We start from the raw sequence: 13,643 nt of genomic DNA on the forward strand, positions 1-13,643 counted from the left end.
TAAGGACACATCCATGGCCTCGCTCCGAGCTTTCCTCTTCCGGCGCCCTCGCAATACGTGCTATGCCCGCCTCGACAGTGCTGGAAACTGCCTGGCCTTCAAGCAATGCGATCAGCCGCCCGGCGGCAGCGGCTGGGTGCAGGTATCGGAAGTCCACCTGGGCTGGCTAGGCTGCCCGCTACCTGCGAGCGCTCGGGTTTGCGCGAGCGCAAACAGCCGGTGGCGGCCACGCACCCTGCTTACCTGACAAAAACCGTAATAAATCTTCCTGAAAACGACCTTTTCCGGCCGCTACCCCGTTATAATTTCTCCCCGATTATAAGGACGTCTCCTGATCGGGCCCCGCAATCGCCGGCTCCACCACCGGCACCTCCCCGCTTCGCCCACAGAGAGCCTTCCACTTCAGGTCCTGCATCCGCTGATGTGCCTGCATTTCCCGGCCGTCTGCCTGCTTGAACCTGCGGGTTGCCATCGCGCAGTCCTTTTGAGGTTCACGACTCCAAAAGAGCGTGAAAAAAAACGGGTTTTCACAACTTCACAAGAGTGTGGCGAGCAAATGAACAGTCTGGCATGTGCAAAAGCGACAGATGCGTCCCGAACAGCCCCGAGCAGCCGGCAACCGTGCTCATCCATCATGGGTGACTAAACCGGTCCATAACGCAAATCGGACACCTTGACCATAAGTCGAATTGCCGCACCCGCGTTACAATGCGTTCAATAGAGCGACGCAAAGACCGGTTGGCGGTGTCCGCGAAGCTGCAAGAACTGCGAAGAATCGGACATGGCGATCCTGGGCAACCGGGGGTCCTATGCTGTCAATTTGGTGCTGTAGATTTTGGAGACGCGGTAAATGGCGCAGAACGAATCAGTTGATGTGGTACTGGTAGGCGCGGGCATCATGAGTGCCACCCTGGCCGTACTGCTCAAGGAACTCGACCCGACGCTCAAGCTGGAAGTCGTCGAGGCGATGGACTCGGGTGCCGCGGAGAGTTCCAACCCGTGGAACAACGCCGGTACCGGCCACGCCGGATTGTGCGAGCTGAACTACACGCCCCAGGCTGCCGACGGCAGCATCGACATCAAGAAAGCGGTCCACATCAATACCCAGTTCGAGGTATCCCGCCAGTTCTGGGCCTACCTGAGCAGGAAGAGCGGCTTCGGTTCGCCGCGCGCGTTCATCAACCCGGTCCCGCACCTGAGCTATGTCGAGGGTGACAAGGGTGTCGACTTCCTCAGGAAGCGCTTCGAGATGCTCAAGCAGCATCATGCCTTCGCCGAGATGGAGTACACCGAAGACAAGGCCGTGATGAAGGAGTGGATGCCGCTGATGATGCCCGGCCGCCCCGCCGACCAGCATATTGCCGCTACCCGCGTGATGAAGGGCACCGACGTCAACTTCGGCGCGCTGACCAACAAGCTGCTCAAGCACCTGGGCACCAGCGACAACGCTCAGGTCAAGTACAGCAAGAAGGTCACCGGCCTGCGCCGCACGGCCAATGGCTGGAGCGTCACCATCAAGGACGTCAACAGCGGCAGCAGCCGTGAGGTCGATGCCCGCTTCGTGTTCCTGGGCGCTGGCGGCGCGGCGCTGCCGCTGCTGCAATTGTCCGGTATCGAGGAAAGCAAAGGGTTCGGCGGTTTCCCGGTGAGCGGCCAGTGGCTCCGGTGCGACAACCCCGAGATCGTCCGCCAGCACCAGGCCAAGGTCTACAGCCAGGCCGCCGTCGGCGCGCCACCGATGTCGGTGCCGCACCTGGACACCCGCGTTGTCGATGGCAACAAGTCGCTGCTGTTCGGGCCTTACGCCGGTTTCACCACCAAGTTCCTCAAGCATGGCTCGCTTCTCGACCTGCCGTTGTCGGTGCGCCTGGGCAACATCGGCCCGATGCTCGCCGTCGCCCGCGACAACATGGACCTCACCAAGTACCTGGTCAGCGAAGTGATGCAGTCGATGGAACAACGCCTCGAGGCGCTGCGCCGCTTCTACCCCGAGGCCAAGGCCGAGGACTGGCGCCTGGAAGTGGCCGGCCAGCGCGTGCAGATCATCAAGAAGGACCCGAAGAAAGGCGGTGTGCTGCAGTTCGGTACCGAACTGGTCGCGGCCAAGGACGGCAGCCTCGCCGCCCTGCTCGGCGCCTCGCCAGGCGCCTCGGTGACCGTGTCGATCATGCTCGAACTGATCGAGCGCTGCTTCCCCGAGCAGGCCAAGGGTGCCTGGGCTGCCAAGCTCAAGGAAATCTTCCCGGCCCGCGAGAAGACCCTGGCCACCGACGCTGCCCTGTACCACAAGATCAGCGCCAGTAACGACCAGGCGCTGGAACTGGTGGAAGCCAGCCCGGCCCAGCACTACGCCTGATCAGTGCATCGCCCATAAAAAAACGCCCCTCGGGGCGTTTTTTTATGGGCGATGCTTCAGCCCCCGGCGTTCTGGATGATCTCGATGTACTCCGGCGCGTTGCGCTGGTCGGCGATCACCTCGACGAAGGTCTTGCCATGCTCGTCCTTGCCGTCCAGGTCCAGGCCGGCCTCGACGAAGAAACCGACAAAGCGCTCGAAGTCATCGACGCGCAGGCCACGGTAGGCCTTGATCAGCTTGTGGTGGGCCGGCGAGGTCACGCCATCGGCCGGCTCGAACTGAAGGTACGACTTGATGTAGTCGTCGCTGATCTCGTCACCAATTACCTGTTTCTTGTCTTTACGCATTGCCGGCTCCAACTGGACCATCACGGGATATTTCAAAGGACGGCAGTGTACCCCCCGCCAGCGCCAGGCCTCAACGCGTACGTACGGTGCCGGTGTGCAGGTCGGCCCAGACGTGGCCGTTGGCGTAGGTGAGGAACTGCACGTAAAGCGTCTCGTTGCGCAGCAGGTCCATGACCACCCGGTAGCTGGCCAATGGGTAGTTGAGCGTCAAGGTGCGAGTGTTGTCGTCGAATACGGGCTTTTTGAGGCTCTTGCCGCCCTCGCCATCGAAGTTGACCAGCACCTGGGCGATTGTCGCCCCCTTGCTCAACGGCTTGCCCTTGAGCCGTAGCACCAGCGAGGACGTGATGGGAATGGGTTGCTGGTCGGACTGGCGCTGGGCGGCCACCACCACCGAGTAGTCGGTGACTTGCAGCAACTGCTGGGCGGTGGGGGCTTCCTGACGCAGCGAGAGATCGTCAGGCGGCAGGAACTGGCTGTGCAGGGGCGCCGCCGCGACGGGCAGGCTCAGGGCCAGCAGCAGGGGTAGGATGGCACGCATGTAGGGCTCCTTGGCAACGAAGGAGCACTCTAGCATGGGGGTCATGCAAACTGCGCGAGCATCCAGGCCTGGTACTCGGCGACGCCGTCTTCACCCTCGCGCGGCGCCCAGTGGGCATGCTCGCCTTCGCCGACCGGCCGATACGGGCCGGCCTTGCACTCGAACAGAATGCTGTCGGCCTCCAGCACCACCAACCCATGGTAGGTGCCGGGCGCAAGGTCCACGCCCAGGCAGTCGCCGCCGGCCTGCAGCACGCGCTTGTCGGTCACCTGCCCCTGGTCATCGAAGATTAGCAGGCCCAGCCGGCCCTTGAGCACGATCAGGCATTCGGCCTTGTCATCGCTCAGGTGGCGATGTGGCGGAATATAGGTGCTTGGCTGCAGCCCCACCGCCATGCGATGGCACGGGTCGGCCATCTCATGGAAGTTGTGGTGCTGGCGCCCACGGGGATTGCCGGCGGCCTTTTCAGCCAGCCCGGCAAACAACGATTGATCGATGAACGCAGGCTGGCGCATGGCTTACATCCCTTTGACGGCGAAAATGCCATTGGCGTTGCGCCAGTAGCCTTTGTAGTCCATGCCGTAGCCGAAGATGTAACGGTCGACGCACGGCAGGCCGACGAAGTTGGCCTTGAGGTCCGGGCTGGCCTTGCGGTCATGGTCCTTGTCGATCAGCACCGCGGTGTACACGTTGCGGGCGCCGGCATGCTTGCAGAAGTCGATGATCGCGCTGAGGGTGTGGCCTTCATCCAGGATGTCGTCGACGATCAGCACGTCGCGGTCGATGAACGAGACTTCCGGCTTGGCTTTCCAGAACAGCTCGCCACCGCTGGTCTGGTTACGGTAGCGAGTGGCGTGCAGGTACGAGGCTTCCAGTGGAAACTGCAGGTGCGTCAACAGCTTGCCGGCGAAAATCAGGCCGCCGTTCATCACGCAGAACACCACGGGATTGGTGTCGGCCAGTTGTTGGCAGATCTGCTCGCCGACCTGGGCGATGGCGGCTTCCACCTGGGCTTCGTTGTACAGGCAGTCAGCCTCGCGCATGACTTGACGGATGTGCTCGAGATCGGCGGACATGACGCTCTCCGGGGGGTGGCGGTTGAGAAAAGCGGGCAAAGGTACGCACCCGCACGCATCAGATCAAGTAGTAATGGACTACCGTGCTAAAGGACTACAGGACACCCGTGGCTGAATAGATTAATCTAGCGCGGTTTTTTTGCCCGCATTCCGGAGCCTTCCCCCTATGCCTACCCGTGAGATCCGCCATCCGCTGATCCGTCACAAGCTCGGCCTCATGCGCCGTGCCGATATCAGCACCAAGAACTTCCGCGAACTTGCCCAGGAAGTCGGCGCCCTCCTGACCTACGAAGCCACCCAGGACCTGCCCCTGGAAACCTACGAAATCGAAGGCTGGTGTGGCACGGTACAAGTCGAGAAGATCGCTGGCAAGAAGATCACTGTCGTGCCGATCCTGCGTGCCGGCATCGGCATGCTCGACGGCGTGCTCAGCCTGATCCCGGGCGCCAAGGTCAGCGCCGTGGGCGTTGCGCGCAACGAGGAAACCCTCGAGGCGCACACCTACCTGGAAAAGCTCGCCCCCGAAATCAACCAGCGCCTGGCGCTGATCATCGACCCGATGCTGGCCACCGGCGCGTCGATGGTCGCCACCATCGACCTGCTGAAAAAGGCCGGTTGCCGCGACATCCGCGCGATGGTCCTGGTCGCTGCCCCCGAGGGCATCGCCACGGTCGAGACGGCTCACCCGGACGTGAAGATCTACACCGCCTCGATTGACGAGCGCCTGAACGCAGACGGCTACATCATCCCAGGCCTTGGCGATGCCGGAGACAAGATCTTCGGCACCAAGCAGAAGGACGCTTGAGCATGCAGGACGGCTTCAACGACCCGCTCTGGCGCCAGGTCGTCTCGGGCGCGCAGATGCTCTTCGTGGCATTTGGCGCGCTGGTGCTAATGCCGCTGATCACCGGCCTGGACCCTAACGTCGCGCTGTTCACGGCGGGCCTTGGGACCTTGCTGTTCCAGCTGGTCACGGGTCGCCAGGTACCGGTGTTCCTGGCATCGAGCTTTGCCTTCATCACCCCGATCATTCTCGCCAAGGGCCAGTTCGGCCTGGCCGAGACCATGGGCGGGATCATGGCGGCCGGCTTCGTCTACACCTTCATGGGCCTTGCCGTGAAGATCAAGGGCACCGGCTTCATCGACCGCACGCTGCCGCCGGTGGTAATCGGCCCGGTGATCATTTCCATCGGCCTGGCAATGGCGCCGATCGCCGCCAACATGGCCATGGGCAAGGGCGGTGACGGCAGCGTGCTGGTGCCTTACGGCACGGCCATGCTGATCTCCATGCCGGCCTTGCTGACCACGCTGATCGTCGCGGTCTTCGGCAAGGGCATTTTCCGCCTGGTGCCGATCATCGCGGGCGTGCTGGTGGGCTTTGGCCTGTCGTTCGCCTTTGGCGTGGTCGATACCGCCAAGATCGCCGCGGCGCCTTGGCTTGAGCTGCCCAACTTCACCGCACCCGCGTTCAACTGGCAGGCGATCCTGTTCATCGTGCCAGTTGCACTGGCGCCGGCCATCGAGCATATCGGTGGGGTGATCGCGGTGGGCAGCGTGACCGGGCGGGACTACCTGAGAACCCCCGGCCTGCACCGCACCCTGCTCGGCGATGGCCTGGCCACCACCGCGGCTGGCCTGCTGGGCGGTCCGCCCAACACTACCTACGCCGAAGTGACGGGCGCGGTGATGCTGACCAAGAACTACAACCCGAAGATCATGACCTGGGCGGCGGTGTTCGCCATCGTGCTGGCGTTCATCGGCAAGTTCGGCGCATTGCTGCAGAGCATTCCGGTTCCGGTGATGGGCGGCATTCTCTGCCTGCTGTTCGGCTCGATCGCGGCGGTGGGCCTGAACACCATGATCCGCCACAAGATCGACCTGTCCGAGGCGCGCAACCTGGTGATCGTCTCGGTGACCCTGGTGTTCGGTATTGGCGGTGTGCTGGTGGGCAGTGGCGATGGTCCGGATGACTGGGGCCTGAAGGGTATTGCCCTGTGCGCCGTGGTGGCGATCGCGCTGAACCTGTTGCTGCCGGGCAATGACAGCTGGAAGAAAAAGCCGCTGGATGAACAGATGCCCTGATTCGGGTTCATCCAGTTGATTTCAGGTTGCCAGCGCGGGCCGCGTAGAGGCCCGCACTGGCAACCTGAACATCACGCCCGCTCGCACATCCCTGCCAACGTCCGCGCCCACTGCGGATCGTCATTCAGGCACGGCACCAGCACCAGCTCCTCTCCCCCCGCCTCGATGAACTGCTCGCGCCCGCGATCACCGATCTCTTCGAGGGTCTCGATGCAATCGGCGACAAACGCTGGGCACATCACCAGCAGCTTTTTCACACCCGCCTTGCCAAGCTCATCAAGCCGCGTCTCGGTATAGGGTTCGATCCACTTCGCCCGGCCCAGCCGCGACTGGAACGACACCGACCACTTGCCGTCAGGAATGCCCATCTGCCGGGCGAACGCCTTGGCAGTGGCCAGGCATTGCCCGCGATAGCACACGGCGCGCATCTCTGGACTGGCGTCCTTGCAGCAGTCCGGGTCCTGGAAACGGTGCGTGCCGGTAGGGTCGAGCTTCTTCAGGTGACGCTCGGGCAGGCCGTGGAAACTCAGCAGCAAGTGGTCGTAATCCTGCTGCAGGTGCTCCCTGGCACTGGCCACCAGGGCCTCGATGTACTCGGGCCTGTCATAGAACGGCTTCAGCACGCTCATCTGCAGGGGCAGCCGCTGCTGCTCGAGGGTCTGCCGGGCCTGCTCGATCACCGTGGTCACGGTGCTGTCAGCGAATTGTGGATAAAGCGGCGCCAGGGTCACCTTGCGCACGCCCTGGGCGGCCAGGCGCTCGAGTACCTCGGGTATCGACGGCTGGCCATAGCGCATGGCGATTTCGACCGGGCCGTGGGGCCAGTGTTCTAGCATCGCCGCGCGCAGGCGCCGGGTAAGCACCACCAACGGCGAGCCTTCATCCCACCAGATCGAGGCATAGGCATGGGCCGACTGCGCCGGGCGCTTGACCAGGATCAGCGACACCAGCAACCGCCGCATCGGCCACGGCAGGTCAATCACGTAGGGGTCCATCAGGAACTGGTTGAGGTAGCGGCGCACATCGGTCACCGAGGTTGAGGCCGGCGAGCCCAGGTTGACCAGCAGCAGAGCGTGATCGGTCATGCAGCGTCCTATTTCAGAGGCGACTGGAAAGATTGTCCAGCGCCGATTGCAGATCGTTGAAGCGGAAAGTGAACCCGGCCGCCTGCAGGCGCACCGGTCGCGCGCGCTGCCCACCGAGCAGCAGTACAGACAACTCACCCAGGCCGGCGCGCAGCAGCAGTGCGGGCAGCGGCAGCACCGCCGGGCGATGCAAGGCCTTGCCCAGGCGCCTGGCAAACTCGCGGTTGCGCACCGGTTCAGGCGCGCAGGCATTATAGGGACCGCTGGCATCGGCGTGCTGCACCAGAAAATCTATCAGGGCGATCTGATCGTCGATGTGCACCCAGGGCATCCACTGCCGCCCATCACCCAGCGGCCCGCCCAGGCCCAGCTTGAACGGCAGGCGCAAGCGTGACAGGAAGCCGCCATCGCTGGCCAGCACCAGCCCGGTACGCACCAGCACCACGCGAATACCCAGCGCCTGGGCGCGCTGCGCGGTCTCTTCCCAGGCGATGCACAACTGGCTGGCGAAGTCCTCCTTCACCGGTGGCGAGGCCTCGTTGAGTTCCCGCTCGCCGCCATCCCCATACCACCCCACGGCCGAGCCGGACACCAGCACCGCGGGCTTCTGCTCGCGGCTTCGCAACCAGGCCAGCAATTGCTCGGTGAGCGTGATGCGGCTGGCCCACAACAGTGTGCGCCGCGAGGCCGTCCAGGGCCGATCGGCAATCGGCGCACCGGCCAGGTTGATCACGGCGTCGACCGGATCATCGGCGGCCAGCTCTTCGAGCCGCGCGATGCCGCGCACCCCAGGGCCACACCGCCTGGGCACCTCGCTCGGGCTGCGACTCCAGACCGTCAGGCGATGCCCCTGTCCGCGCCAGAAGTGGCAGAGGTGTCGGCCGATCAGGCCCGTACCGCCGGTCAGCAATATATGCATGGCTGTGTCCTCTTGAGGCGTGGCCTTGGTCTATTTTTAAAAGCAAGGCACTTTTTTAACCCAAGGCTCTCGGATAAAACATAGGCCAACCTGTCCTATCGAGCGGAATAACCTTATACAAGTTTTGGGCATTGTACAGGTTTGCCAAGCAGCGTAGCCTGCCCTCAGCAAGGTTCGAAGAGGCCAACATGACAGTACCTATCGCAATCATCGGGGCCGGCATCGCCGGCCTGTCCGCCGCCCAAGCCCTGCAGAAGGGCGGGCAGACCGTTCACCTGTTCGACAAGGGCCACGGCAGCGGTGGCCGCATGGCCAGCAAACGCAGCGAGGCCGGCGCGCTCGATCTCGGCGCCCAGTACTTCACCGCCCGCGACCGCCGCTTCACCGACCAGATCCAGCAATGGGTGAGCGCCGGCTGGGCCGAGCAGTGGAAGCCGCAGCTGTACAACTACCGTAACGGCGAACTCACCCCCTCGCCCGATGAACAGGTACGCTGGGTGGGTGTGCCGCGCATGAGCGCGATCACCCGAGGGATGCTCAAGGACGTCACGGTCAATTTTGGCTGCCGCATCGCCGAGGTCTTCCGCGGCAAGCAGTACTGGCACCTGCAGGATACCGAGGGCTGCAGCCATGGCCCGTTCAGCAGCGTGGTGATCGCCGTGCCGGCGCCACAGGCCACGCCATTGCTGGCCGCCACCCCGAAGCTGGCCGCCGTCGCCGCGGGCGTGCAGATGGAGCCCACCTGGGCCATCGCCCTAGGCTTCCAGACGCCCCTGGATACCCCCATGCAAGGCTGCTTCGTGCAGGACAACCCACTCGACTGGCTGGCCCGCAACCGCAGCAAGCCGGGGCGCGACGAGCAGCTCGATACCTGGGTGCTGCATGCCTCGTCGAACTGGAGCAAGCAGCACATCGACCTGTCCCGCGAAGCGGTCATCGAACACCTCTGGGGCGAATTCGCCGAACTGGTCGGCTGCGTGGTCCCGGAGCCCACCTTCGCCCTCGCCCACCGCTGGCTCTACGCCCGGCCGGCAGCAGCCCACGAATGGGGCGCGCTGGCCGATGCCGATCACGGGCTGTATGTGTGTGGTGACTGGTGCCTGTCCGGCCGGGTCGAAGGCGCATGGCTCAGCGGCCAGGAGGCAGCCCGCAGGCTCCTCGAGCACAACGAATAATCGCCAGACAGCAGAAACCTGTTTTCATGCGCTGCCCACTGTGATGGAATTTACTTGTACAGGAAAAGTCATCTGTACAAGTATTCCTGGAGGCAGTGATGAACAACCCAGCGCCCCACGACAAACCCCGTATCGGTATCAGCGCCTGCCTCACCGGCGACAACGTGCGTTTCAACGGCGGACACAAATCCTCGGCCCTGTGCCGCGACCTGTTCGACGAGCACTTCGACTGGGTAGCACTGTGCCCCGAGGTTGCCATCGGCCTGGGCATCCCGCGTGAAGCCATTCGCCTGGTCGGCGACCCGGACCACCCTGCGGTCACCGGCAGCCGCAATCCCTCCCTCGACCTGGCTGGCCCGCTGCGCGCCTACGGTGAGCAGATGGCGGCCGAACTCACCGATATCTGTGGCTACGTATTCATGCAGAAATCGCCGTCGTGCGGCCTCGAACGCGTCAAGGTCTATCAGGAAAATGGCCATCCGGCGGTCAAGCGGGGACGCGGTGCCTATGCCGAAGCGTTCTGCGCCCGCCGCCCTGACCTGCCGGTCGAAGAGGAAGGGCGCTTGCATGATCCGGTGCTGCGTGAAAACTTCATAACCCGCGTGTACGCCTATGCCGACTGGCAGCAGCTGCTGGCCGAAGGACTCAGCCGCGGCGCGCTGATCCGCTACCACTCGCGCTACAAGTACCTGCTGATGGCCCACAACCCCCAGGCCTATCGCGCGCTGGGCCGGCTGCTGGGCACCATGAGCCGCGAGGACGATCCACAGGCGATCGGCGCGCGCTATTTTGGCCAGCTGATGCAGGCCCTGCGCCGCTGCGCCAGCCGTGGCACACATTGCAATGTGCTGCAGCACCTGGTCGGTTATCTGCGCGATGACCTGAGCACCGACGACAGATCGGAACTGCAGCGCCTGATCAGCGAGTACCAGAAGGGCATCGTGCCGTTGGTGGTGCCCATGACCCTGCTCAAGCATCATCTGCATAACCACCCGGACCCGTACCTGCTGCAGCAGGCTTACCTCAACCCGCATCCCGCGAGCATGGGCCTGCGCAATGTCATCTGAAACGCCGGTGCCCATCCGTGAAGTCGCGCGCCTGACCGGGGTCAATCCGGTGACCCTGCGCGCCTGGGAGCGCCGCTATGGTCTGCTCGCGCCCGAGCGCACCAGCAAGGGCCACCGGCTCTACTCGCCCGAGCAGGTGCAGCGGGTGCAGGCCATTCTGCGCTGGCTAGAACGCGGCGCCTCGGTGGGCCAGGTACGCGCGCTGCTCGACAGCGAGCAACAGGCCGTGGCGCCCTCTCCCCAAGGCGACTGGCCGGTGCGCTGCCAGCAACTGGTCGAAGCCATCGGCAAGCTCGCCCAACGTCCGCTTGACCAGCAGCTCAATCAGGCCATGGCGCTCTACCCGGCCGTGACCCTCTGCGAACGCCTGCTGCTGCCGGTACTCGATACCTTGGCCCGGCGCTGGCTGAGCCCTTTCAATGCTCAGCTCGAGCAGGTGTTTTTCCACTCCTGGCTGCGCAGCAAGCTGGGCACGCGGGTCTATCACAACAACCATTCGCTCGAGGGCCCGCCGGTGCTGATCGTCAGCACCAGCGACCAGGCGTTCGACGCGCACCTGTGGCTGTGCGCCTGGCTGCTCAGCAGCAGCGGTTACCCGGTCGAGGTGCTTGAGTGGCCGGTGACCGGCAGCCAGTTGCGCGAGGCCGTCCGGCAATTGCAACCGCGCGCCCTGGTCATGAGCCTGGGTCGGCGCATCGACTTGCCAGATTTGCAGCGCAGCCTGCCCTTGATCGCGCTGCCCAAGCTGCTGAGCGGCCCTGCCCTGCCCATCCATCAGGCCGACCTGCATGCACTGCAAGCGCCCGGCCTTTATTTGCTCGACACCCCTCAGGCCACGCTGCACAGGCTGCAACAACTGAGCGACGCCCCATCCACCGGAGACACCCCTCAATGCAACTGATCTGGCTGCGCAGCGACTTGCGTATCGACGACAACACCGCCCTGAGCGCTGCCTGCGAACGCGGGCCCACCGTGGCGGTGTGGATCGTCAGCCCCGGGCAATGGCGCGCGCACGACGATGCGCCGTGCAAGGTCGATTTCTGGCTGCGCAACCTGCGCGAGTTGCAGCAGTCACTCGGAAAACTGAATATTCCCTTGCTCATCCGCAAGGTCGATACCTGGGACAAGGTGCCCAAGGCCCTGCTCAAGCTCTGCCGCGAGCTCAAGATCGAGGCGGTGCACTGGAACGACGAGTACGGCGTCAACGAAACCGTCCGCGATGAAACCACCCGCGACCTGCTCAAGGCGTCCGGTATCGGTGCCCACAGCTACCTCGACCAGCTGCTGTTCGCGCCAGGCACCCTCCTGACCCGCAACGGCCATTACTACCAGGTGTTCGGCCAGTTCCGCAGAGCCTGTCACGAACACCTGCACCGTAGCCTGCCCGCCATGGCGCCACAGGTGCATCGCCAGGCACCCGTGCCGGTCGACAGCGACGCGGTGCCCGAGCACATCCAGGGGTTCGCGTCACCGGCGCAAAGCCTGCGCGACCTCTGGCCCGCCGGGGAGCAAGAAGCCCAGCGCCGGTTGCAGACCTTCATCGATGAAGATGTCGATGATTACCTGCACCAGCGCGATTTCCCGGCCGAGCCTGGCACCAGCCAGCTCTCCGCGTACCTGGCCGCTGGCGTGATCTCCCCACGCCAGTGCCTGCATGCGGCGATGTCGAACAACCGCGGCGAGTTCGACGGTGGCAGCAGCGGCGTGCAGACCTGGGTCAACGAACTGTTATGGCGCGAGTTCTACAAACACATTCTGGTCGGTTATCCACAGGTGTCGCGTCATCGCGCCTTCCGCTCGCACACCGAAGCCTTGCCCTGGCGCGATGCCCCCGAAGAACTCAAGGCCTGGGAAGAGGGCCGCACCGGCTTTCCGCTGATCGACGCGGCCATGCGCCAGCTGCTCGCCACCGGCTGGATGCACAACCGCCTGCGCATGGTGGTGGCCATGTTCCTGACCAAGAACCTGCTGATCGACTGGCGCCTGGGAGAGCGGCACTTCATGCGTCACCTGATCGATGGCGACCTGGCGGCCAACAATGGGGGCTGGCAATGGAGCGCTTCGACAGGCACGGATTCGGTCCCGTACTTCCGGATATTCAACCCGGTCACCCAATCCCAGCGTTTCGACGCCAAAGGTGTGTTCATCCGGCAGTGGATACCGGAACTGGCGGCGGTGGACAAGAAAGTCATCCATTCACCCGCCTCAAAGGCAGCGGGCTCGTCAGGTTGTCCCTATCATCAGCAGATCGTGGACCTGGGCGAAAGCCGTCAACGGGCACTTGAGGCATTCAAGTCCCTGTCCGCTTGATACCCGAGAGCTGAGCCATCCAGCGCCCTGCCTCTGTTGACGGGGAGCGTCGAGCCGCGGGTGGTGCGCCATCGTCCCGGTGATCAACCGGCTGCCCTGCAGGCCAGGGCAGCCGCGCAGGTCAGAGCGGCATGCGGTAATGCAGGCTGTAGCTCTCGACACCATCATTGTCCGATGTGATGCCGGCGTTGGAGTAGTGGATAGCCCGCACACCGACCTCATGGCCGCCGGCGAAGCGCAGGCCGAAGCCGATGCGGTCTTCGAACTGGAAGGAAGAACCCAGCTGATTGCTTTCAAGCTCGGTGCTGGAAAATGCCGCGACGCCGATGCCCGCCTCGATGTAAGGTTTGACCGAGTCGCCGGCGAACTCATAGACGAACACCGGTGCGAACGACAGGCTGTGGTTGCTGGCCGTCTCGTCGCCATCCCAGAAGGTGTAGGCCCCATCCCAGTAACCGGTCAGGCGCCCGACACTGGTCTGCCACCAGCTCTTGTCCCAGTTGGATTGCAGGCCCAGCCGGTAGACCATGGTTGAATCGCCGGTCTGCCCTACCGACAGTGATACGTCTGCCGCCTGCGCGGTGAATGCTTGCCCCAGGGTCACAGCGGCAATCGCCGCCACACAAAACAGTTTCTTCATGAGAAACATCCTTTTTCCTAGTGCTGTTGTTAATTATTCTGCCTC

14 protein-coding genes are annotated in these 13,643 nt (G+C 63.8%); 7 read left to right on the top strand and 7 right to left on the bottom strand.

What is annotated here, in order from left to right; all coding sequences use genetic code 11:
- Nucleotides 1–850: 850 nt before the first annotated feature.
- Nucleotides 851–2,356, top strand: a complete 1,506-nt coding sequence (mqo, locus tag VJS90_RS12835) for a malate dehydrogenase (quinone) (protein ID WP_324122029.1) — start codon at nt 851–853, stop codon at nt 2,354–2,356.
- A 56-nt stretch (nt 2,357–2,412) separates the two neighbouring features.
- Here mqo and VJS90_RS12840 read toward each other — a convergent pair whose 3' ends face one another.
- The 4 genes from VJS90_RS12840 to VJS90_RS12855 form a co-directional block, all read right to left on the bottom strand.
- On the bottom strand, nt 2,413–2,703 hold the full coding sequence (locus VJS90_RS12840) for a PA4642 family protein (RefSeq protein WP_324122030.1): 291 nt from the start codon (nt 2,701–2,703) through the stop codon (nt 2,413–2,415).
- A 70-nt stretch (nt 2,704–2,773) separates the two neighbouring features.
- A complete protein-coding gene (locus VJS90_RS12845; RefSeq protein ID WP_324122031.1) occupies nt 2,774–3,244 on the bottom strand; it encodes a hypothetical protein in 471 nt (156 codons plus the stop codon).
- 41 nt (nt 3,245–3,285) lie between these two features.
- Nucleotides 3,286–3,759, bottom strand: a complete 474-nt coding sequence (locus VJS90_RS12850; protein ID WP_324122032.1) for a WbuC family cupin fold metalloprotein — start codon at nt 3,757–3,759, stop codon at nt 3,286–3,288.
- Between the two features lie 3 nt (nt 3,760–3,762).
- Nucleotides 3,763–4,320: a hypoxanthine-guanine phosphoribosyltransferase gene (locus VJS90_RS12855; protein WP_324122033.1), complete on the bottom strand. Its 558-nt coding sequence runs from the start codon at nt 4,318–4,320 to the stop codon at nt 3,763–3,765.
- A gap of 166 nt (nt 4,321–4,486) precedes the next feature.
- On the opposite strand from VJS90_RS12855, the gene upp reads away from it, so the two are divergent.
- Complete coding sequence (gene upp / locus VJS90_RS12860; RefSeq protein ID WP_324122034.1) at nt 4,487–5,125, top strand: uracil phosphoribosyltransferase; 639 nt, start codon at nt 4,487–4,489, stop codon at nt 5,123–5,125.
- A gap of 2 nt (nt 5,126–5,127) precedes the next feature.
- On the top strand, nt 5,128–6,402 hold the full coding sequence (locus tag VJS90_RS12865; protein WP_324122035.1) for a uracil-xanthine permease family protein: 1,275 nt from the start codon (nt 5,128–5,130) through the stop codon (nt 6,400–6,402).
- 71 nt (nt 6,403–6,473) lie between these two features.
- Here VJS90_RS12865 and hemH read toward each other — a convergent pair whose 3' ends face one another.
- A complete protein-coding gene (hemH, locus tag VJS90_RS12870) occupies nt 6,474–7,487 on the bottom strand; it encodes a ferrochelatase (protein ID WP_324122036.1) in 1,014 nt (337 codons plus the stop codon).
- Nucleotides 7,488–7,500: 13 nt separating this feature from the next.
- Nucleotides 7,501–8,406 carry a TIGR01777 family oxidoreductase gene (locus VJS90_RS12875; protein ID WP_324122037.1) on the bottom strand — a complete coding sequence of 302 codons (906 nt, stop codon included), beginning with the start codon at nt 8,404–8,406 and terminating at the stop codon, nt 7,501–7,503.
- A 188-nt stretch (nt 8,407–8,594) separates the two neighbouring features.
- Here VJS90_RS12875 and VJS90_RS12880 point away from each other — a divergent pair, with 188 nt between their 5' ends.
- From VJS90_RS12880 to phrB, 4 genes are all read left to right on the top strand, one after another.
- Nucleotides 8,595–9,581: an NAD(P)/FAD-dependent oxidoreductase gene (locus VJS90_RS12880; RefSeq protein WP_324122038.1), complete on the top strand. Its 987-nt coding sequence runs from the start codon at nt 8,595–8,597 to the stop codon at nt 9,579–9,581.
- A gap of 98 nt (nt 9,582–9,679) precedes the next feature.
- A complete protein-coding gene (locus VJS90_RS12885) occupies nt 9,680–10,648 on the top strand; it encodes a YbgA family protein (RefSeq protein ID WP_324122039.1) in 969 nt (322 codons plus the stop codon).
- On the top strand, nt 10,638–11,549 hold the full coding sequence (locus VJS90_RS12890; protein ID WP_324122040.1) for a MerR family transcriptional regulator: 912 nt from the start codon (nt 10,638–10,640) through the stop codon (nt 11,547–11,549). The genes VJS90_RS12885 and VJS90_RS12890 overlap by 11 nt, the downstream gene beginning before the upstream one ends.
- A complete protein-coding gene (gene phrB, locus VJS90_RS12895) occupies nt 11,540–12,958 on the top strand; it encodes a deoxyribodipyrimidine photo-lyase (RefSeq protein ID WP_324122041.1) in 1,419 nt (472 codons plus the stop codon). The genes VJS90_RS12890 and phrB overlap by 10 nt, the downstream gene beginning before the upstream one ends.
- Nucleotides 12,959–13,079: 121 nt before the next feature.
- Here the strand turns inward: phrB and VJS90_RS12900 are convergent, their stop codons facing one another.
- A complete protein-coding gene (locus VJS90_RS12900; RefSeq protein ID WP_324122042.1) occupies nt 13,080–13,598 on the bottom strand; it encodes an acyloxyacyl hydrolase in 519 nt (172 codons plus the stop codon).
- Nucleotides 13,599–13,643 lie beyond the last annotated feature (45 nt).

This window comes from Pseudomonas sp. (assembly GCF_035277045.1).
In the GTDB taxonomy this organism is placed as follows: Bacteria; Pseudomonadota; Gammaproteobacteria; order Pseudomonadales; family Pseudomonadaceae; genus Aquipseudomonas.